At 48.3% G+C, this 20,298-nt stretch carries 18 protein-coding genes; 8 read left to right on the top strand and 10 right to left on the bottom strand.

All coding sequences use genetic code 11. From position 1 onward, the window contains the following. Positions 1 to 506 precede the first annotated feature (506 nt). The 10 genes from EXT46_RS01665 to EXT46_RS01620 all read right to left on the bottom strand — a co-directional run bounded on the left by EXT46_RS01665 (position 507) and on the right by EXT46_RS01620 (position 10,583). The gene (locus EXT46_RS01665) at positions 507 to 1,340 is read right to left on the bottom strand and encodes a chemotaxis protein (protein WP_130144816.1); all 834 of its coding nucleotides are present in this window, start codon (positions 1,338 to 1,340) and stop codon (positions 507 to 509) included. A gap of 73 nt (positions 1,341 to 1,413) precedes the next feature. After that, on the bottom strand, positions 1,414 to 2,496 hold the full coding sequence (locus EXT46_RS01660; protein ID WP_130144814.1) for an ABC transporter substrate-binding protein: 1,083 nt from the start codon (positions 2,494 to 2,496) through the stop codon (positions 1,414 to 1,416). An 8-nt stretch (positions 2,497 to 2,504) separates the two neighbouring features. Continuing rightward, complete coding sequence (locus EXT46_RS01655; protein WP_165381040.1) at positions 2,505 to 4,568, bottom strand: GNAT family N-acetyltransferase; 2,064 nt, start codon at positions 4,566 to 4,568, stop codon at positions 2,505 to 2,507. After that, on the bottom strand, positions 4,546 to 6,711 hold the full coding sequence (gene uvrD, locus EXT46_RS01650) for a DNA helicase II (RefSeq protein WP_130144810.1): 2,166 nt from the start codon (positions 6,709 to 6,711) through the stop codon (positions 4,546 to 4,548). Before uvrD ends, EXT46_RS01655 begins: the two co-directional genes overlap by 23 nt. Positions 6,712 to 6,853: 142 nt before the next feature. Continuing rightward, positions 6,854 to 7,291: a GNAT family N-acetyltransferase gene (locus EXT46_RS01645; protein ID WP_130144808.1), complete on the bottom strand. Its 438-nt coding sequence runs from the start codon at positions 7,289 to 7,291 to the stop codon at positions 6,854 to 6,856. Then, positions 7,269 to 7,961, bottom strand: coding sequence for an HAD-IA family hydrolase (locus EXT46_RS01640; RefSeq protein ID WP_130144806.1), 693 nt, complete (start codon positions 7,959 to 7,961; stop codon positions 7,269 to 7,271). Before EXT46_RS01640 ends, EXT46_RS01645 begins: the two co-directional genes overlap by 23 nt. A gap of 2 nt (positions 7,962 to 7,963) precedes the next feature. Next, positions 7,964 to 8,896, bottom strand: coding sequence for a tyrosine recombinase XerC (gene xerC / locus EXT46_RS01635; protein ID WP_130144804.1), 933 nt, complete (start codon positions 8,894 to 8,896; stop codon positions 7,964 to 7,966). Next, positions 8,893 to 9,504, bottom strand: a complete 612-nt coding sequence (locus tag EXT46_RS01630) for a DUF484 family protein (protein ID WP_022943591.1) — start codon at positions 9,502 to 9,504, stop codon at positions 8,893 to 8,895. The genes xerC and EXT46_RS01630 overlap by 4 nt, the downstream gene beginning before the upstream one ends. Further along, the gene (gene dapF / locus EXT46_RS01625; protein WP_022943590.1) at positions 9,501 to 10,331 is read right to left on the bottom strand and encodes a diaminopimelate epimerase; all 831 of its coding nucleotides are present in this window, start codon (positions 10,329 to 10,331) and stop codon (positions 9,501 to 9,503) included. Before dapF ends, EXT46_RS01630 begins: the two co-directional genes overlap by 4 nt. 66 nt (positions 10,332 to 10,397) lie before the next feature. Next, positions 10,398 to 10,583, bottom strand: coding sequence for a lipoprotein (locus EXT46_RS01620; RefSeq protein ID WP_022943589.1), 186 nt, complete (start codon positions 10,581 to 10,583; stop codon positions 10,398 to 10,400). A gap of 146 nt (positions 10,584 to 10,729) precedes the next feature. Between EXT46_RS01620 and cyaY the strand changes: the two genes are divergently transcribed. The 8 genes from cyaY (at position 10,730) to add (ending at position 20,297) form a co-directional block, all read left to right on the top strand. After that, positions 10,730 to 11,050 (top strand): iron donor protein CyaY, encoded by a 321-nt coding sequence (gene cyaY, locus EXT46_RS01615; RefSeq protein WP_026110922.1) that lies wholly within the window; start codon positions 10,730 to 10,732, stop codon positions 11,048 to 11,050. Continuing rightward, positions 11,051 to 11,710 (top strand): alpha/beta fold hydrolase, encoded by a 660-nt coding sequence (locus EXT46_RS01610; protein WP_240701069.1) that lies wholly within the window; start codon positions 11,051 to 11,053, stop codon positions 11,708 to 11,710. 22 nt (positions 11,711 to 11,732) lie between these two features. Next, the gene (locus EXT46_RS01605; protein WP_130144802.1) at positions 11,733 to 12,608 is read left to right on the top strand and encodes a DUF2914 domain-containing protein; all 876 of its coding nucleotides are present in this window, start codon (positions 11,733 to 11,735) and stop codon (positions 12,606 to 12,608) included. 18 nt (positions 12,609 to 12,626) lie between these two features. Continuing rightward, positions 12,627 to 13,568, top strand: a complete 942-nt coding sequence (gene hemC / locus EXT46_RS01600) for a hydroxymethylbilane synthase (protein WP_130144800.1) — start codon at positions 12,627 to 12,629, stop codon at positions 13,566 to 13,568. Positions 13,569 to 13,583: 15 nt separating this feature from the next. Beyond that, entirely contained in the window at positions 13,584 to 15,422 is a 1,839-nt protein-coding gene (locus tag EXT46_RS01595; protein ID WP_130144798.1) for a uroporphyrinogen-III synthase, read from the top strand. Position 15,423: 1 nt separating this feature from the next. Further along, positions 15,424 to 16,536, top strand: coding sequence for a heme biosynthesis HemY N-terminal domain-containing protein (locus EXT46_RS01590; RefSeq protein ID WP_130144796.1), 1,113 nt, complete (start codon positions 15,424 to 15,426; stop codon positions 16,534 to 16,536). A gap of 27 nt (positions 16,537 to 16,563) precedes the next feature. Continuing rightward, positions 16,564 to 19,230: an ATP-binding protein gene (locus EXT46_RS01585; protein WP_130144794.1), complete on the top strand. Its 2,667-nt coding sequence runs from the start codon at positions 16,564 to 16,566 to the stop codon at positions 19,228 to 19,230. A 62-nt stretch (positions 19,231 to 19,292) separates the two neighbouring features. Then, a complete protein-coding gene (add, locus tag EXT46_RS01580; protein WP_045979492.1) occupies positions 19,293 to 20,297 on the top strand; it encodes an adenosine deaminase in 1,005 nt (334 codons plus the stop codon). The last annotated feature ends 1 nt before the right edge of the window (position 20,298 follow it).

Raw genomic sequence — 20,298 nt, 5'->3', positions numbered from 1 at the left:
CTCCTAATTAGAGAGACCCGTTGCACCAGTGCAGCGGGTTTTTTTATGCCTGTAGAAAAGCGCTCTCCCAAACCGCCCGTAGGCCAGGCTTCAGCCTTGCAGCATCTAGTCAGGATAAACCCTGACCTACAACACAGCATCATCTGTCACCACACCTGTAGGCTAGGCTTCAGCCTTGCATCACCCCAGTCAGGTTAGAACCCTGACCTACAGCACAGCACAGCACAGCACAGTATCACCGTCACCACACCTGTAGGCAAGGCTTTAGCCTTGCATACGTCAGTCAGGGTAAACCCTGACCTACAACACAACCAAACAACAGCAGAGCCCCACACCTGTAGGCCAGGATTCAGCCTTGCATCACCCTAGTCAGGGTAACCCCTGACCTACAACAGAGCATCACCCTTTACTACACCTGTAGGCAAGGCTTTTAGCCTTGCACACCCCAGTCAGGGTAAAACTCTGACCCACAACACAGCAACCTAGCCAGGATAAACCTTTACTGATTAGAATAATCCATATGCGGGCGTTTCTTCTGGATTGTGAGAAAGATGTTCAGGCCTAAAAATAGCACTGGGCTCTATGATCACTGAGTGACTATCACCGAGCTTTATTAATCCGGCCATCATATGTTTGGTTTCATTATCTATATTGAACCCAACCGACGTTAATTCACTTAATGACTTAATATCATCTTGCTCTACACTGATACTGTCTTCCACTCTGTCTATAAGCAAACCAATATAGGGGTTTAGACCATCTTTAGTGGTAAAAACGATGATAGGCTTATAGTTGTATAAGATCTGATCTTTGGCGGTTTCTAATAAGCGATTGAGGTGAGCAAAGCTGTGATGCTTTTCATAGCTCAATATTTTACGCCCTTGTTCTTGTGTGGCAGTGCGCACCAATTTAGCTTGCTCTAATAGACGCTGATGGCTGTCACTTAAGCGCTGTAGGATATCTTTTAGGTCACTGTCGTGGGCGTGCATATTTTGGTACCAGCGCACAAACTGACGAATATCATCGTCGTACTCGTTGGTCATGGCTTGGGTATTTTCTACGGCGTTCTCCAGCGCTGTAAACCACGTTTTATTTAATGTAATAAACTGGTCCAACTTAAGCGCCAAGTTTGCATTACTCTGCTTCGTGGAGACACCATTGAGCATAATACCTAAATCGAATACCGGTGTTGGTATATCCATATAGTCTTTAACCCCGAGAAACGCTTTGTGCTCATTAGGAAGGCTGGTGAGGTTATCGTCGTAACGCTCAGTGAGTAAGATATCAAGGATCTTTAAAGAGATGGTTTTAGCGCCAATACGAAAATTAACAAAGTCCATAAAAGTCTAAGAGTTGCCCGCAATCGTTATTCTAAAGCTTAGTCTAGATAGACTTTTTAACCAGCAAATACAGTTAATTAAGTGGAACGATGTAACTATTCTCACCAACGGGCTTTGAAAGCTTGAAGAGTGTTGCAAGCTGTGGATCTTGAGAGCTGATGAGTGCGCCATTTTGAGCAATGCAGGATGACATAGGGGCTTGCCTTTGCAGGCAGAATTCAGCAATCAGTGTCATCGCATAAGCATTTAAGTAACCCTCAAAATGTAAGCGATTAGCGTTACTCATGCCTGCGGCGGAGAAATCCCGCCGAAAGGCGTCACATAGGGGTTGCTGACACGTGTTAGGGTCTGCCACTACTTCTGTGACTATAGCTCGAGAGCTTTGCTTAAGGTGAGGCCGTAATGCACTTTCGGAAGTAAATGACATTGCCGCGAACCAAGGTTCCTGCCCTTGTTCTGCTGCGGTATTTATAAACTCAGCAACCGGTACGTAGGTACCTATCAACACGATGGCATCAAGACGCAGAGGCAAAAGCTTCTTTAGCGCGATGGCTAAATCTTGGGTATTGCGCCGAAACCGTGCCGTTTGTTTAACAGCTAAGCCTTTGCTGGCTAGTGCTTTTAGGGTGCTAGACCCTGCCTCGAGACCAAACTCATCAGCCTGAATAACTATCCCCACACTTTTTACACCTCGGTCTTTAAAGTACTGGGCATGAGCCATAGCTTCATCGTCGTAGCTAGTACGCAGATTAATAACGTTGGATGTTTCTAGATTGCGCAGAAAAGCTGCTCCAGAGTAGGGAAATAATAGCGGGACTTGGTGTTTGGAAATTAAATCGACGATGGCTGCAGTAGTCGGTGTCCCCATATAGCCAAACAGGGCATCGACCTTTCTTTGTGTGATGAACTCATGGGTATTAGCCACAGTATTAATTGGTTCATAACCATCATCCAAGACCGTCAGGTTGATGATGGTATCACTGTGTCTATTATGATTATCAAAGTAGAGTTGGGCGCCAATCTTAAGTGCCTTACCAATTTCTTGTGCGGGGCCGGTGAGTGCACATGACATGCCCAAACTCAGAGATTGCTTTTGCTTCGTCGCCACGGGCATTGCAACGTCAAGGGTGAGCGAAAGCAGTAGAGCACTGAGCATGCTGATCCTTAGGTTAGTATTTGTGAAGCTAAAGCTATTAATACCTTATTAGTCTGCTTTTTGCTTTGCTGCAAATCAACCACCCGCTTATTTATACCTAAGGTATGCAAGATAAGCGCTTGGGCTTCATCGTCCACGTTGAACAGCAATGACCAATTACCTGCGATTGCGCGGTACAGGGCTCCGTAGCATAGGTGCAATGGTATCTCATTATTCACAAAGCGAGTTAGACAAAGCCTGTCCGCTTCGGTGAGTGGCCTTGTTGGCGCTTCTTTTAACAGCTGTAATGTTAACTTTGGTGCTATGTCATTAAAGCAGTGGCTTAGCAACAGTGGCATATCTTGGCACCAGCTCTGATTCAGATTTGCAACACTCGAAGTACCCAGGCTGTTGAGACCTTTTACCATCAATGCACTGTGTTCACCACTGACATGGTCGCGTTTACTACCTAGTTTGATAGTGCGATAGTTGGCTGATTGCCAAAACGAGAGTAGCGCTGCATGCGCGCCAAAGCTAGTGCCAACAAGCGCTACCTGCGATTGTCGTAAGTCCTGCTCGATAAAGGACAGCAATAAATGACCCAACCCTTGATGGTGCAGCTTAGGCACAATGGCGATGCGCACTATGCGTGCATAACTTAATTGTCCGAGCTCTGCGTCGCCGGACATATTAATCATACTTTGCGCTAATAGATGGCCTTGAGGACGGCGCTGGCCGATGGCGATTGAGCTTGATATATCCTGATCTAACTCCCCCTCCATGCTGACAAGCGCCACGCCAATAACCTTGGCGTCATCGCGGCAGATATAAAGGTGCTGTGACGGTGCATCAAGCAGTTGCCGCAAATCATTGGCGGACGTCTGGTAGTGAGCGAGCACCAATAAGGAAAAGCATTGCTCCAGTAAGGCAGCATCAGTCAGCAAGCTATGGGCTGGCACTCTAAGCAGCTCCACTTCGCTGTTGTCCACCCTTTGTGCGGGCACCGGTGTGTGCATATCTAGTAACAGCAGTCGGTTGATGCTTTGCTCTAGTGGGTCGCCGTTAGCAAAACGTATGGGGGTAACCATATTGAAGGTGCGGTGATTCTTATAGGCTTTTTTCAAGAAGTCTAAAAATCGCAATGTATAGCCGCGACCGCTGCCTTCATAGCCGGCCATAGTGCTGGCAAAAACAACCCGAGGATAAAGCGTTAAGAGTTGCTTTAGTATCGGAATGGGTATGGTGGCCGCTTCATCAACAAATAACACGTCACATTGCGGCTGCTCACTGATTAATTTATCCGGCGGCATAAATCGTACGTTGGCCAGTTGATTGCCGTTGTCTGCATCGAGTTGTGCCTGCTCTGCTAAGTGCTTAAAAGCGCTGTCGAGGGAACGGCGTTGAATGGCACAGAGGATAATATCTTTGTCAGGCAGTTTCGCGGCACTTATGCCAAGTGCAGCTGATTTCCCACGACCCCGATCAGCGCTGAGCACCAAAGGCCGATGGGCACGCCCTGCGGCTGTTTTGATGATCATCGCTATAGCTTGCTCTTGCTCGCTGTAGTCCTGAGAACTCGCGGTCGTGTAAGTTAGCGATTGATAAGTAAGTGCTTGATGAGTTTGCGCTGATTGACAGAGGCTAAGTGGCTTACACTCGACTAATTGTTGCTCAAACCAGCGCCAAAACAAGCAACTCTCGGGCTGAGGGTGGCCATAAGGCAGAATTTTATTGATACCAGGGTCGACAAAATCGTGGGTATTTTCTGGCAGCATAACGACCATCAGGCCCCCGGCTTTAACAGTGCCAGCGGCTGCGGCTACCTTATCGGCATAAAAGCCGCTGTAGCAATCGTAGGCAACAAAGCTATGCTCTTGTCCAAGAATTTGATGCAGATGCTCCGGCCATTGGTTATCAACACAGTGGTTAGATTTACTTAAAGTGAGCCAGTCGCTGTCGGTATCCTGTTGCAAATATTGCAGTTGCTGTGTGCACCATGACGGCTCACCCCGCAGCAGCAACAGTTGCCGCCAACGCCGCTGGGTTAAGCCACTCAGTAACGAGGCTAGCTCAGATTGCTTGTAAGCGCGCATAAGCGGTGACCAACCATTTGCTACCAACATCGTCGAAGTTTACTTGTACCCGTGATTGCGGGCCAGCTCCTTCGTAGTTAAGCACGGTGCCCTCACCAAACTTAGCATGGATAACTCGCTGGCCGAGACTAAAGCCGCTGTCGGCAAACGCTGCTTGAGTCAATGAAGGGCTAAAGCGGTTAGCTTGTTGTGGCGCTGAGATTTTTGTTTTAACGCGGATCTCCTCTACACAGTCTTCCGGCATTTCTCGTAGGAACCGTGACGGGCTGTGATACTTTTCTTGGCCATATAAGCGCCGGCTTTCAGCGTGGGTAATATAGAGTTTATCCATGGCCCGGGTCATGCCCACATAACATAGACGGCGCTCTTCTTCTAAGCGACCACTTTCCTCTTGGCTTTGTTGTGATGGGAACATGCCTTCCTCTACGCCGACCATAAATACCAGTGGAAACTCTAAGCCTTTGGCAGAGTGCAGAGTCATCATTTGCACTGCGTCTTCGTGCTCTTCGGCTTGACCCTCTCCGGCCTCTAAAGAGGTATAGGCTAAAAAGCCTTGCAGTGGTGAGGAAAACTCTTCATCAACGGGTAATTCATATTGCTCGCAAGCGTTAATAAGCTCTTCTAAGTTTTCCACGCGAGCACGGCCTTTCTCGCCTTTTTCGGCCTGATACATGGCCATCAAACCGGTATTCTCTATGGTGTATTTTGCCTGCTCTGCGAGGGTCAACTCAGCAATACGCTGCTCCACCCCCTCAACCAACTCAATAAAGCGATTAACTGCCGTGGCGGCGCGACCAGACAAATGTTTCTGCTCTAAGATAGCCTTGGCGGCATACCATAACGGCAGCGACTCGGCTCGGGCACAGTCACGAATATGACTGAGCGTCTTATCGCCAATGCCTCGAGTTGGCGTGTTGATCACACGCTCAAAGGCGGCATCATCTTGACGATTACTCACCAGGCGCAAATAACATAATGCATCTTTGATTTCTTGGCGCTCGAAGAAGCGCATGCCGCCATAAATACGGTACTTTAATCCCTCTTGTAACAAGGCTTCCTCTAAGACTCGAGATTGCGCATTGTTACGGTAAAGAATTGCGGTATCGGTTAGCGCGTTGCCCGCATCCATCCAGGTTTTTATTTTGCCAACAATAAAGCGCGCTTCATCTAGCTCATTAAAAGCAGCATAAATGGAAATAGGCTCGCCTTGATTGCCGTCGGTCCACAGATTTTTACCCATGCGTTCTGCGTTATTCTCAATCAGAGAGTTCGCCGCTTTCAAGATGGTGGCAGTAGAGCGGTAATTTTGTTCAAGACGAATGGTATCGGCGTCGAAGTCGTCCAAGAAGCGTTTGATATTCTCGATACGGGCACCACGCCAGCCGTAGATACTTTGATCATCATCGCCGACAATCATCATGCTGTTGGTATCGCCTGCGATCAGTGCAAGCCAGCGGTATTGAATGGTATTGGTATCTTGAAATTCATCCACCAGAATATGCGCAAAGCGTTGTTGATAATGGCGCAGCAGAGTGGGGTTTTGCTGCAGTACCTCGTAGCATCGCAACAGTATTTCTGCAAAATCGACCAGTCCGGCGCGATCGCAAGCCTCTTGGTAAGCTGAATAGACGCGCAGCAATAGCTGCTCGTTGACATCATGGGCTTGGATGTCACCCGGGCGCAGGCCCTCATCTTTTTTGGCGCTGATATACCACGCAAGGTGTTTGGCTGGCCACTTCTTCTCATCAATATTCATGGCCTTGAGTAAGCGACGGATCATTCGCTGTTGATCATCGCTATCAAGAATTTGAAAAGACTCAGGTAGCTTGGCTTCGCGGTGATGGGCGCGCAAAATACGGTGTGCCAAGCCGTGGAATGTGCCTACCCACATGCCGCCAACGGAGCCTTGAATGGTCTGCTCGACACGAGCACGCATCTCTTTTGCGGCTTTGTTGGTAAAGGTTACGGCGAAGATGCTAAAAGGCGAAGCTCCTTCAACTTGAGTAAGCCAAGCGATGCGGTGCACCAAAACTCGGGTTTTGCCCGAGCCAGCTCCTGCTAATACCAGCATATTTTGCAACGGCGCTGCTACCGCCTCGCGTTGCTTGTCGTTTAAGCCATCAAGTAATTCAGATACATCCATCGCCGCTTTCCACCTGTCATAATTGCCACCAGTATAACAAGAGTTCCAGCTTGGCTAAATAGAATACTGTTTTTATAACCAGTGCGCTGTCTCTTTGTCATTCGCTATGGTTTTGCAGGCCCGACACTGGCACTTGATGGCTTTACAGCAGCTTGCTAAATACAATCTTAGTATCGGCATCAATTTGGCTATTAGCAGTGAGTTGTAGGTACTGATATTTCGCCAACATGGCACGCATAGCGCTAAAGCACAGCATGCTCTTAACTTGAGTTTCTTGATATCCATGGGCTTTGGCCCAGCGCTCTTGATATTGCAGCAGCGCCCTGGCTACCCTTTGAGAGCGATAACTGGGCACCACACCGCCAAGCCAGCTATAAAAACACTGTGGTGACAACGCAAAGCCCAGTTTGAAACCGATAATATGATGTTGCTGATAAGCCACGAGAGCAAGGAAAGGAGCCGCTGCGATTTTTCGCTCATAGCGAGCTAGGCTGGCCCCAGTGGCAAGCTCTGGAATACAACGCTGAGCTGTTAAACACTCGGACAAACTAACCGGTTTAAGTGAGAATCTCGAGCTCATGGATATCGCTAATCTCCATATCCGCTAGCCCCTTGTACTGGTAGCTAATCGCTTGGTTATTCAGCCATACACTCTTGCAACCAGCATTATTAGCGCCTTGTACATCGGTGTCTAAGCTATCGCCGATATGGATTATTTGCTGCGGTGTGACTGCCATTGCCTGCGCTGCTTTGTGGTAAAGGTCGCTATAGGGTTTAGCACGACCGTCCGGGCCGGCCATAAACACGGCATCAAACTGGCCATGAAGGTTAAAGCGGGTGACATCGACATTGCCGTTGGTGATGGCTATCAGGCGAAAGCGTTGGCGCAAAGTGTCCAATAATGCCAGCACACTGTCGGCAACAACAATGTCACTGCGGGCCTCGGCAAACGCCCGATAGGCATGTTCAGCATGGCTGTTATCAACGCCCATGTGATTCATGGCGTGAGTAAGTGCCTGCTTACGTAGGGCGGTAACATCATGCGCTAATGCTGGCTGCTGCATTAACGCCTGCTCGCGACAGTATTGCCAAAAGTCAGCTTCTTGCTCGCGCCATTGCGGCAATGTTTGTAAGTAATCATGTTGCGCCTGCAGTGCAGCCTTAATGACCGGATGATTGTTATACAGCGTGTCATCCAAATCAAAACTGAGCACTTTGGCTTGCTCTAAGGCGCGATTGAATCGAATCATAGTTACTTCTGTTTTTTGGCTCTAGGGTGGGTATTATCATACACCTTGGCAAGGTGTTGAAAGTCCAAATGGGTATAAACCTGAGTGGCGGACAAGCTGCTGTGTCCAAGCAACTCTTGCACCGCGCGCAAATCACCACTGGACTCAAGTACATGCGAAGCAAAAGAGTGGCGTAGTTTGTGTGGATGTACCTGGGCACTAATCCCTTGTTTGACACCCCATTCACGCATGCGCTCACGTACGTGACGAGCAGAAATGCGCAACTTGCGCTGTGATAAAAATAGCGCATCAGAGTCTTGGCCGATCAGCGCTGGGCGTATTTTTAGCCACGAGTTTAATGCGCTAATGGCTTGGCGGCCGACAGGAACAATACGCTCTTTACGGCCTTTACCTAGGACCCGAACTTCTCCGCCACGCACGTCTATATCGGTTACATTTAAGCTCACCAGTTCGCTGATCCGCAAACCACTGGAATACATCAGCTCCATCATGGCTTTGTCACGAACTGCCAGGGGATCATCATCATCAATATCCAACAATTGATGCATTTGGTCTACATCTAAGTTACGAGGCAGGGGCTTATCGAATTTTGGCCCTTTTACGTACTGCGCCGGGTTGTCGTGGTGCTGGTGGTAAAGCTTCAAATAGCGAAAAAAAGCCCGCAGACAACTTAATTTTAAACTGACGGTACGTGCACTTAGGCCTCGTGCTCGCAATGACATGGCGAACCGGCGAATATCATCAGCGCTTAAGGTCAGCCAACCATCACGCTCTTCATGATAAAATCGCGCCACTTCGAGAAGTTGCCGTTGATATTGTTCTAAGGTGAGTGGCGAATATTGTTTTTCAAAACGAAGATAATCACTGTACGACTGGACAGGTGCGGCCCAAGTGTCAGCCATGGTCGAAAATGTTAGCGCCTGCGACTCGCTCATGAACTGGTAGCGAGACGCTCTTGTAATGCTTTCACAAACTCGAAGATAAAAAAGCTGTCCTGCGCGGGCTCAAAATGCAGTTCATCTTCGCTGGCAAATGCGAGCAATGCCAAGGGCGCATCCGGCTCACCAATTAAGTACAATGCCGCGCTCTTGCAGGTATGATTAAAGATCAATGCCTGCTCTTGCTCCGAGAGACGTCCTAGATAATGGCCTTGTGCGTGTAAACGGCTATTTATTAGCGGTTGCAGAGCGTCATTGTACTGAACCAACTTGCACTCGTTAAGCTGCAGTTGCTCGCAAATAAGTTGCTCTAGGCTACTGGCAAGCTCGACAAATTCACAGTCACTCATAAGCTGGCGATGACAGGCACTGAATACTTGGTAAACCTGTTCATTTTGCTTCGCTTGACTTACAAGTTGTTGTAATTGTTCTTGAAGAGCAAGGTTTTGTTCTCTCAATAGCTGCTGCTGGCGCAGTTGTAAGGAAGCGACGCTCTCATGCTGAGAGCCAAAGTTCATACAAGCAAACACGCCCGGATTTTCTAAAAAGAAGTCTGGGTTCTGTTGTAGGTATTCACTGACTTGCTGTGTAGTTAATTCGCTCATAAGGCTATTTGTCCGTCAAAAACATGCTCTGCGGGGCCCGTCATCTTGACTGGGTGACCTTCACCTTGCCACCGTATTTGCAATGCTCCGCCTGGTAGGTCTACCTTGACGTTGCGCCCAAGCTTGCTTTGCAACTGGCCGACAACGGCGGCTGCACATGCACCGCTGCCACAGGCTAAGGTTTCACCTGCGCCACGCTCCCACACTCTGAGTTTAATATGAGACTCGTCAATAATCTGCATAAAACCGACATTGGCACGCTTTGGAAAGCGTTCATGCTGCTCAACAGCTGGACCTAGGGTGTGCACCTCGGCGGCAGTAATGTCTTCAACCTCGATCACACAATGTGGATTACCCATCGATGCGGCGCCCATAAATAATGTATGTTCTTGGTGGCGAAGAATATACGTTAGCTCACGCTTATTGGCTTGCAGCGGTATATCTTTGGGCTCTAATATTGGCTGCCCCATATTGACCGTCACTTGCCCGTCTTTTTCAATATACAGCGTCATATTGCCGCCTTTAGTAGAAACGGTGATTTTATGACGATTAGTGAGTCCCTTCATACGTACGAAGCGAGCAAAACAACGTGCGCCGTTACCGCATTGTTCAACCTCGTTGCCATCGGCGTTAAAAATGCGGTAATGAAAGTCTAAATCCGGTGAATAAGGTGCTTCCACCATCAGCAGCTGGTCAAAGCCAACGCCAAAATGGCGATCCGCCAAGCGCTTGATCTGGTCTCGGGAGAGAAAAATATTTTGGGTAACATTGTCCACGACCATAAAGTCATTACCCAAACCATGCATCTTTGAAAAGTTAACTAACATAACGCTTTATAATCGCTCACTCTATGCTGTTACTATGCCTACAAAGTTGCGCCAAGGCCATTGCTTTTACTGCTGTGGCGACGGCTCTGCGTTATCGTTTGCGGTTTCCTTGGCATTTAGCGGTGTTTCTGCTTGTTGGTTATCTACTTGTTCTTGTTGTGGCAAATAGAGCGCGCCGCTTTGACCACACGCACTGAGAAGCGTTAAGCTGGAGGCTGCAAGGATACGAAGCAAACGATGACTTTTGTACATAGCGATTCGATAGATAATTAATATGACTCGTTTTATAATCGCAGAGTAACAGAAAATACAAAAAATGTAGTCGTTGCCGTTGAATTATTTCCCATCGAACGTTACTGCGAGCATATAGGAGCGCAGCCACAATGAGCGAAACTACCATGACCGATACCGAATACCATCAGTTAGCCGATGCCTTGATGCTAACAATAGAAGAGCAGATAGACGATATTGATGCGGATTTAGATTATGAGTCTGCAGCTGGCATATTAGAAATTATCTTTGCTGATCGCAGTAAAATCGTCATTAATAAACAAGCGCCATTACATCAAGTTTGGGTCGCTACTAAGTTTAACGGACACCATTTTGAACTACGCGGCGATACTTGGATTGATAACCGCTCTGGTGCGGAATTTTGGCAGTTTATGTGTGATGCGGCGAGTAAACAAGCGGGTGTTGAAATCCGCTGGGAGCATGATTAAGTGAGTAGCTTTGACGGCGTGAGTGTGTTTGATGCACCAGAGCACAAATGTACAGTTATCTGGCTTCATGGTTTAGGCGATTCTGGTGAAGGATTTGCACCTGTTGCTGCACACTTAAATCTACCAGTCGAGCTCGGGGCCAAGTTCCTCTTCCCCCATGCCCCGGTGCAAGCGGTGACCATCAATGGTGGTATGGAAATGCGCGCTTGGTACGACATCAAATCTCTTGATCTAGATAAACGTGCAGATGCCCAAGGTGTGCAACAATCGGCGCAAAGTATCAGTACATTAATAGATGAGCAGATAGCGGCCGGGATCCCAGCGGATAAAATTATTCTAGCTGGCTTCTCTCAAGGGGGAGTTATCGCCTTACACTTAGCGCCGCGTTACCATCATAAGTTGGCCGGTGTTATGGCGCTATCAACCTATATGTCTGAGCCTGAGCGCTTAACGGATGAGGCCCGCCATCGCGATCTTAATATTTTCATGGCTCATGGCGATTTTGACAATGTGGTGCCTTTAGAAGCAGGTAAACAAGCCTATACTTACCTGCAAAATGAAGGCATGAACGTATCTTGGCAATCTTACGCTATGGCCCACCAAGTCTGTGATGCCGAGCTGCAAGCTATTCGACAATGGCTGCTTGAGCGACTAAGTTAATAATGATTCAGGAACAACGGTAATGGGACAAAAAATCGTGATCACAGCGAATATGAATAACAAGACTCAACGTATTGAGCGCAAGGAAGTGCAATATCAATGGCATTGGCGCCGCATCGTTGGTGCTGCAACGCTTGGTTTGTGTTCTGTGGCTGCGATTTGGTACCTAGCATTTACGCCTGCCAACGCCGAGCAGGGCGAGGTGAATACGGCGTCCTCCGATGGTATACAGAGTCAGGCTGAAGCGCCCAATGAAAGTGCGCAAGAGGTCACGGTTGCAAAAGCAGCACCCGCCGCGTTAGCTGCGCAGGCAACAGTGCAATCGAGCCAGCCCCACAAAGAAGATGAAGTAGAGGTTGACTCAAAGAGCGCCATGGTGGAGTCTGAGCAAACGCTGGTGGCACAAGTGAGTACCAATGAAACGAGCACTGTTGAGAGCTCAGCGTCCGCGTCCTCAACTGAGGCACAGGCGAATGACACGACAGTGGATGCGCCTGCGCCCGAGAGTGAGTTTAATACTGAGGCTAAAGTAGCAAGCTTGTCTCAAGGCACCAAAATTGACACCGACAAGGTAAGCCGAGCGGTGCTCACAACCGCTGTGCAAGACCGCGAACCGATTAACTCTCTTGGCCAAGAAGTCAAAACCAGTGACTTCCAGCAACAGCTGTTTTTCTTCACCGAATTACATGGTTTACAAGGACAAAAAGTAAAGCATGTGTGGTACTTTAATGACCAAACTATGGCCAACGTTGAGCTCGGTGTTCATACCACTCGTTACCGTACCTTCTCGTCCAAGAACATCATGCCAAGCCAGCTCGGCACATGGCGAGTAGAGCTGAGAGACGAAAATAATAAACTATTGGCTACCCGAGCATTTCGCTTGGTTGGCTCACGATAAATTCGAAGTAGGAATTTCATGACCAATTCGACCGCGCGAGTGCGTATTGCTACTCGCAAAAGCGCGTTAGCGCTATGGCAAGCTGAGTTTGTAAAAGCGCAACTAGAGCGTCATCACAGGGGTATTACCGTAGAGCTCGTCACCATGACCACCAAGGGTGACATTATTCTTGATACGCCACTGGCAAAAGTGGGTGGAAAAGGCTTGTTTGTTAAAGAGCTTGAGCAAGCGATGCTGGATGGTCGCGCTGATATCGCTGTGCATTCAATGAAAGATGTCCCGGTAGAGTTTCCCAAGGGTCTCGAGTTACACACCATCTGCGAGCGTGAAGATCCTCGTGACGCCTTTGTTTCGAATACGTTTGATAACATTGATAACTTGCCTGCAGGTGCTATCGTCGGCACGTCCAGCCTACGTCGGCAGTGCCAACTTAAAGAGCAGCGCCCAGATTTAGAGGTGCGTGATTTACGAGGTAATGTGAACACCCGCTTGGCAAAACTAGATGATGGTCAATATGACGCCATTATTCTTGCTGCGGCCGGTTTAATACGGTTGCACATGCCCGAGCGTATTCGCAGTTATATCAGTGCTGAGCAATCACTCCCTGCCAATGGCCAAGGGGCTGTGGGTATCGAGTGTCGCAGTGATGATATGGCGATTAAGGCATTGCTAGCACCGCTGGAGCATCGCGAAACCCGGATTCGAGTTGATGCTGAGCGAGCGATGAATCGTCGACTTCAGGGAGGTTGCCAGGTTCCAATAGGAGCCTATGCCGAGCTCAACGAAGATCACGTTTATTTACGTGGTTTAGTGGGTTCGGTGGATGGTCAGCAAATTTTACGAGCTGAGATCTCCGGTCCTGCTTCTGAAGCTCAGCAGCTTGGTATTTCGCTGGCGGATGACCTGTTAGCGCAAGGGGCGGGAAGTATTCTTGCCGAAGTATATGGCGAACTAAAATAATACGGATTTATTACTATGGCGCATATTGTGGTCACCCGCCCTCAAGGCAAAGGAGAAGCACTCGCTGAGCTGTTGATTGCTGCAGGTCATCGCGTCAGCACCACACCCGTGCTGCAGATTGACTATCTCTCAGCCGACGCAAATCAGCTGGCTACCCTCGATGAGGCTGATATCGCTATTTTTGTGTCGCAAGATGCTGTGCAAGGATTGTATCAACAGCGCGATACCTTACCCGCCAATTTGGCTTGCTTTGCGGTTGGACCCACGACCGCTCAAGCCTTTGAACAGCAATTTTCATGTAATGCCAAGGTGCCAAAAAAACAGCATGACTCTGAAGGATTATTGAGATTACCTGAGTTGCAGAAGGTTGAAGGCAAAACAGTCGTGTTAATCAAAGGCCGAGGTGGGCGCACTTTGATTGCCAAAACGCTGAAAGACCGAGGTGCTTTTGTTAACTCACTGGTGACTTACGAGCGCAAAGCTGTCAACGGTAGCAGCGAGGCATGGTTACAGCAGTGGCAGCAGCAGGGTGTTGAGGCGTTGGTAATCACCAGTAACAGTGGTGCGGATGCTATTTTTGCTTGCCAAGATGAAAGCCTGTTACAGTGGCTTAAATCAAGGCAATTTTATATTGTAAGTGAGCGTACTAAGGCGCACTTAGTGAAGCTTGGGGTGAAAGGCGAGCAAATTAAGGTTGCCGCCGATGTCGACAACGAGGCCATTGCCGCATGTATTGGTGCCGAGCAGGAAGGAAACATGAGCGAACAACCAAAAAACACACCAAAGAGTGAGCCTGCGCCAAGCGCAACACAACCTAAAGCAGTACCATCACAGAGTAAACCAATGACACAAAAAATAAGTAAAACAGCCGTTCTAGCGTTGCTGGTGGCATTGGCTGCAGCTGGGGTAACTGGATATCAATATTGGTTACAACAGCAGGCGCAAAACCAAGAACAGAACCAACTACAACAACATTTAGAGCAGCTACAAAGCGATAATCAAGCGCTCAATCAACGTCTCGAAGCATTGGCCAACGCTCTGCAACAACAGCAGCATAGTGCTCAGCAATGGCAACGACAGTTTAGTGATAGAGTTAATGGCGAGCTAAGCGCTAATCAACGTGCCGTAGCAGGACAAATAGAGCAAGCCATTGATGGCTTGAACAATCAAGAGCAACCGCCGTTAGACATCAACGAAGTGAAGCGCTTGGTCGCCATGGCTGATTTTCAACTTTGGTCGGAAGCGAACTACGCAGGCGCTGCAGCAACGTTGAAGCGGCTCGATGCATTATTAGCAAGTTATCCTGGGAATGCCCAATTAAGACGCGCTATTCACACTGATTTACAGCAGCTGGCCGGTGTCGAAGTGGCCGATGTTGAAGCGGTGGTGCTTCGACTTCACGGCCTCGGTGGTCAGGTCGATAAGTTACAATTTAATATGGTTGAATTGGCGCCTACCGCAAGCAATGGCGAGCAATCACAGGCATTGTCGGACAATGTATCTGATTGGCGACGCAATTTAGCTGCAACCTGGGATAAGCTGGTGGATGACTTTATAAAAGTGCGCAAGCGCGAGGCCGCGATAGAGCCATTATTAGATACCCAGCAGCAGCGACTTATTAAACAGCGACTTCACTTTTATCTTGATCAGGCAGGCTTTGCAGCTAGCCATAAACATCCCAAGTTGTATACACAAGCTTTGCAAAGTGCTGCCGATATCGTGACCCGGTACTTTAACCTGCAACAACCGCAGACCAGCCAGTTTTTGGGTCAGCTTAAACAGCTACAATTAAAAACCTTGGTTCCTCAGCAGCCAGTTACGCTCAGCTCTGTTCAGGTTGTGGGGGAGTCTTAATATGGCGCGTTTATTAATTGTGTTTATTGTTATTGCTGCAGTTGCAGCGATAGCACCTTGGCTGATAGACGAGAAAGGTTATGTTCTTATTGCGTTCGGCCAGTGGACTGTAGAGGGAAGCATTGTAAGCTTCGCCATTCTTACCGCCTTGGCGCTGTTTCTGGGCTACTTGATTTACAGCTTGGTGCGCTATGGCTTGGGCAGTTACCGCAATTTGCGTCATGGCTTTTTCGCGCGCGCGAAAGAGCGCAAGCAGGCCGTATTGGAACAAGCAATTTGGGCGTTGATTAATGACGACATGGAGCAGCTGCAACATACATTGAGCAAAGGCAAGGTGGAAGACCATTGGCAGGATTTTGCATTGGCAATGCGCGCCAAAGCAAGTTTGCGTCAAGATAAGCCAGATCTAGCCCTAAACTTGCTTGATGAGCTCTCAGATACCAACCGTGCGAAACCTGCGGCACTGTGGTTAGAGAGCCACTCTGATGCAGAGGTATTAGCGACCTTACGGCAACAGTGTAGTAGTAAAAAAGCGACTTCACAGCAGCTAAACTTATATGCACAGGTGCTACTAAGATTACGAAAGTACAGTGAATTTGCAGAGCTAGTGCCGCGTTTGGTGAAATCACAAAGTCTTAATGAATACCAATGGGACTGGGCGCTGCGACAATATTTCCAAGGAGCAGATAAAACTCAGCTCGATAAACGCCAAAGTGAGCTGCCAAAGCATATCCGTGAGGCGGCACACACACACTATCTACGTGCTGTTGTGCGCATAGGCGACATTGCGTCGGTGACTGATGCCTTGAAGAAGTTATTGAAACGCGGTGAATATTCGCAATTATTGTCTATCCTTAGTGAGATAGAGCAAGGTGACGTTGAAGCGCTGCAAAAGGCACTGCAACAAGAATTGAAGAAGCAACCTGACGAAGCAGAAATGCTATTGTGCCTCGCTTACTTGGCACAAAGCCAAGGAGAGCATGACCTCGCATCGCGTATTTTCGATAAGGTGCTAGCACAACAACAAACCCTGCCTCATCCGCAGCGTGCGATGCGTAGTTATCGCGCAACGCAGCAAGCTGAAAAAGCATTATTGGTTCTCGATCACAGCTAAGACTTAAGACCAGAAGCAGGGAAGGTAATGAAGAATCTCTTTAACTTAACCTTTGTAGTAGCACTGGGTTACTTCATTACCGGCTTTTTAAGCAACGCGCTACTGGCTATTGATGGCTATGCCGTGGCTTCCTGGCCTCCCTCAGGAATAGCGTTAGCGGCATTATTGATTGCAGGGCGGCGAGCGTTGGTTGGCATTGTGCTTGGCGCGTTGATGACCAACTTACTTCATCTTGAAGTGGTCGCCGACATCTTACATTGGCAGGTTGCTTTGCATGCGGCCTCTGTGACCGCAGCTTCAACTGCTCAGGCCTTTCTCGGTTACTGGGTCATCACCCGAATAATAAAAGCGCCTCTGGATCTCTCAGACCTCAAGCTGACCATCACCAGTATTATTTTTGGTGGACCAGTTGTTTGTGTCTTCGCCGCTGCTGTGGGTACTGAGCTGCTGATCACTAATGGCGTTATTCCTGAGGTGGCGCGATGGGACAGCTTCGTCACTTGGTGGATAGGCGATAGCATCGGAGTTATGATTTTTACTCCGTTGTTGTTGGCAGGCTTTAACTTCGCGGTGATGCGTCATCGCTTACAAGTGATTGTGCCATCCATAGTGATTTATGCGGCCATTAGCCTGACCTTTTATGCTGCTGCAACCAACAAGCACAATAAAGACCAAGAATTATTCCAAGCCCAAGCTCAGGTCGTTGTTGACCAATTCGACGAAATTCTTACTCGCCTACGGGCCAATACTCAAGTACTAGCCTCCTTCATTGGTAATCAACAGTCGGTGACTCGTGGCGAATTTCGTGAGTTCACGGCTAAGCAGATGAATTACAACCCAGAAATTAATGCGCTGGTGTGGATGCCTAAAGTAAGAGGCCAAGATATCGCTCAGTTTGAACAATCTACCACGGTGGAAATGAGCAACCCTTACAAAGTGTTTGCCCGCTATGAGCGCGACACCAATAACGGCGCGCACTTTCCGGTTTACTACGGCCACTTTTCTCAGGGAATGCGACAGGTTTTTGGCTTAGATATCAGTGCTGAGCCTTATTTTAAGCATCTTCAAGCGTATAAAGGTGAACTCTTCGTCACTGATACCTTTGCGCTAGAGAGTAGCCCTCAAGGAGACTTAGGGTTTTTGGTGTTGTCGCCTGTCAGAGCCAAAGATAAAAGTATCAGAGGGTATGTGGCTGCGGTGGTTAGCTTGCCCTTGTTGTATCGCTCGGCGATGGCCAACCTGACCTTCAATAATGTTGGGGTTGAGCTGGTGGATATGAGTGCGCAGCCTCATAAAGTTATTTTACCTTTAGCGCAGTCCGGACCCGTTATCATGCGTCATGACTTTGCGATCGCTAACCGCCAATGGCAACTTAATTTGCACCGTCAAGGAATAGCCCACGCATGGTCTGGCTACTGGTATGCACAGGTCATAGGCATGTTGTTTGTGTGGTTACTAATTACTTTTTTAATCGCCATTACCGGCAGTAATATTCGGGTGCGTGACCAAGTAGCAAAACAAACCCGGGTGTTACGAGAAGAAAAAGCCAAAGCTGATAGTGCCAATGACGCTAAGTCTCAGTTTCTGGCTAACATGAGCCATGAAATTCGTACGCCAATCAATGGCATTAAAGGTTTGCACTATTTAGCGTTGCAACAACAAGATTGGCCACAAGCACAGCAATATATCACTCAAGCCGACAGTGCTCTGAGCGTATTACTTCGGGTGCTCAATGATATCCTCGACTTTTCGAAAATGGAGGCGGGCAAACTAGACTTGTATCAAGAGCCTTTAGAACTTGAAGAGCTGTGCAAAGAACTAAAACACCTTATGAGTGTGGAAGCGGGTAACAAAAGTTTAGTGATTGACTATGAAATTAACGAGGGAGTGAACCCTGTATTCCACACCGATGCAATTCGCTTGAAGCAAGTGTTATTAAACCTATTAAATAATGCCGTTAAATTCACCCAGCAAGGGGCGATCCGCCTAAAGGTAGACGAACACGATAACGAGCTTTGCTTTAGTGTCACGGATACCGGCATGGGCATTCGCGAAGATATTCAAAAGCAATTGTTTAAGCCCTTTTCTCAAGCCGATGGCTCCACCTCGCGACGCTTCGGCGGCACAGGGTTAGGTTTGAGTATCTGTCAGAAACTGGTCACCTTAATGGGCGGGCGTATTTCCCTAGAAAGTGAAGAGGGGCTAGGCTCGTGTTTTCGTGTCTATCTTCCCAAACAGAGCCCTTTAGCTGTGCGTCCAGATGTGCCCAAGGCAAAAGAGCAAGCCACTTTGGAGTTAGACCTCACCGGCGTCGCTATTTTGTTAGTTGAGGATAACTTGTTAAACCAACAAGTTGCCAAAGCCATGCTCGAGGGCAAAGGAGCTCAGCCTGATATTGCTAATGACGGTGTTGAGGCTATTGAGATGGTGAGTGAAAACCACTATGACTTAGTTCTAATGGATATTCAAATGCCGAACATGGATGGTTTAACCGCAGCTAGAGCTATTCGCAATGAGCTACTGCTAGACGACTTGCCAATTATTGGGCTCTCTGCCAATGCTCAAGAGCATGACTTTAAGCTGGCTGAGCACTACGGGATGAATGATTATGTGGTCAAACCCATAGACGCGGAGCGGCTATTTAGTAGTATCGCCATGCAATTAAAACAGCACCCAGCGAAGCAGCACGCGTAGCTTGAATTTATCCCTCAAGTGCGTATGATCCGCGAAATTTTATCGAAACCTAGGGGGTCATTATGATCAATCGCCAGTTACCATTGCTCGACTTACACCGCCACCTTGATGGCAATGTGCGTGCCAAAACAATTTTAGAGCTTGGTCAGCAGTTTAATCTTGACCTTCCAGGCAGCGATCTTGAATCGCTACGCCCTCATGTTCAGGTAATCGAGGTTGCTCCAGACTTAGTCTCATTTCTGGCTAAGCTGGATTGGGGAGTGAAAGTGTTAGGGGATTATGACGCCTGTCGTCGTATTGCTATTGAAAATGTCGAAGACGCAGCTGCACAAGGTATTGACTATACCGAGTTGCGCTTTAGCCCCTATTACATGGCGATGAGTCATGGTTTGCATCCGCAAGGTGTAGTAGAAGCGGTGGTTGATGGTATCCACAGCGCGGTGCAAGAGCATGACGTTCAAGTCAACTTAATTGGCATTTTATCGCGTACCTTTGGTCAGCAAAAGTGCCAGCAAGAACTCGATGCCATCTTAGCCTTCAAAGAGCACATGGTCGCCGTTGATTTAGCTGGTGATGAGTTGGGCTTCCCCGGGGAGTTGTTTGTTGATCACTTTAGGCAAGTTCACAAAGCCGACTTGCGAGCGACTATTCACGCTGGCGAGGCCGAAGATTCACGCAGTATCTGGCAAGCCATTGAAGGATTAGGGGCTGACCGCATCGGCCATGGCGTTAACGCCGCTAAAGACCCCAAGCTGATGGATTATTTGCGCGATCACCGTATCGGTATTGAATCTTGCTTGACCAGTAACGTACTGACCAGCACAGTGGCACAAATTGATACACATCCGCTCAAACAATTTTTAGAGCATGGCATTTTGGCTAGCATCAACACCGATGACCCAGCGGTGCAAGGTATCGAGCTTGCTAATGAATATCAGCATGCTGCCTACCAAGCCGGCCTCAGCCAAGAGCATATCACTCAGGCCCAAGAAAACGCCCTGACTATCGCTTATTTAAGTGACGGTGATAAAGCTGCATTAAAAGTGAAAGCGGCGCAGCGTTCATAAA

This window comes from Pseudoalteromonas sp. CO325X, assembly GCF_004208955.1.
Lineage (GTDB): Bacteria > Pseudomonadota > Gammaproteobacteria > Enterobacterales > Alteromonadaceae > Pseudoalteromonas > Pseudoalteromonas ruthenica.
Note: the sequence above shows the minus strand (reverse complement) of the source record. Positions and strands in the feature narration are given on the sequence as shown.

Bases quoted from the DNA above. Each gene is read 5' to 3' on its own strand.
- dapF (WP_022943590.1), bottom strand. From the start codon at position 10,331: ATGTTAGTTAACTTTTCAAAGATGCATGGTTTGGGTAATGACTTTATG.
- add (WP_045979492.1), top strand. From the start codon at position 19,293: ATGATCAATCGCCAGTTACCATTGCTCGACTTACACCGCCACCTTGAT.
- EXT46_RS01595 (WP_130144798.1), top strand. From the start codon at position 13,584: ATGGCGCATATTGTGGTCACCCGCCCTCAAGGCAAAGGAGAAGCACTC.
- EXT46_RS01630 (WP_022943591.1), bottom strand. From the start codon at position 9,504: ATGAGCGAATTAACTACACAGCAAGTCAGTGAATACCTACAACAGAAC.
- EXT46_RS01655 (WP_165381040.1), bottom strand. From the start codon at position 4,568: ATGCGCGCTTACAAGCAATCTGAGCTAGCCTCGTTACTGAGTGGCTTA.
- EXT46_RS01605 (WP_130144802.1), top strand. From the start codon at position 11,733: ATGGGACAAAAAATCGTGATCACAGCGAATATGAATAACAAGACTCAA.
- EXT46_RS01645 (WP_130144808.1), bottom strand. From the start codon at position 7,291: ATGAGCTCGAGATTCTCACTTAAACCGGTTAGTTTGTCCGAGTGTTTA.
- EXT46_RS01585 (WP_130144794.1), top strand. From the start codon at position 16,564: ATGAAGAATCTCTTTAACTTAACCTTTGTAGTAGCACTGGGTTACTTC.
- EXT46_RS01620 (WP_022943589.1), bottom strand. From the start codon at position 10,583: ATGTACAAAAGTCATCGTTTGCTTCGTATCCTTGCAGCCTCCAGCTTA.
- EXT46_RS01590 (WP_130144796.1), top strand. From the start codon at position 15,424: ATGGCGCGTTTATTAATTGTGTTTATTGTTATTGCTGCAGTTGCAGCG.
- hemC (WP_130144800.1), top strand. From the start codon at position 12,627: ATGACCAATTCGACCGCGCGAGTGCGTATTGCTACTCGCAAAAGCGCG.
- uvrD (WP_130144810.1), bottom strand. From the start codon at position 6,711: ATGGATGTATCTGAATTACTTGATGGCTTAAACGACAAGCAACGCGAG.
- EXT46_RS01665 (WP_130144816.1), bottom strand. From the start codon at position 1,340: ATGGACTTTGTTAATTTTCGTATTGGCGCTAAAACCATCTCTTTAAAG.
- EXT46_RS01640 (WP_130144806.1), bottom strand. From the start codon at position 7,961: ATGATTCGATTCAATCGCGCCTTAGAGCAAGCCAAAGTGCTCAGTTTT.
- cyaY (WP_026110922.1), top strand. From the start codon at position 10,730: ATGACCGATACCGAATACCATCAGTTAGCCGATGCCTTGATGCTAACA.
- EXT46_RS01660 (WP_130144814.1), bottom strand. From the start codon at position 2,496: ATGCTCAGTGCTCTACTGCTTTCGCTCACCCTTGACGTTGCAATGCCC.
- xerC (WP_130144804.1), bottom strand. From the start codon at position 8,896: ATGAGCGAGTCGCAGGCGCTAACATTTTCGACCATGGCTGACACTTGG.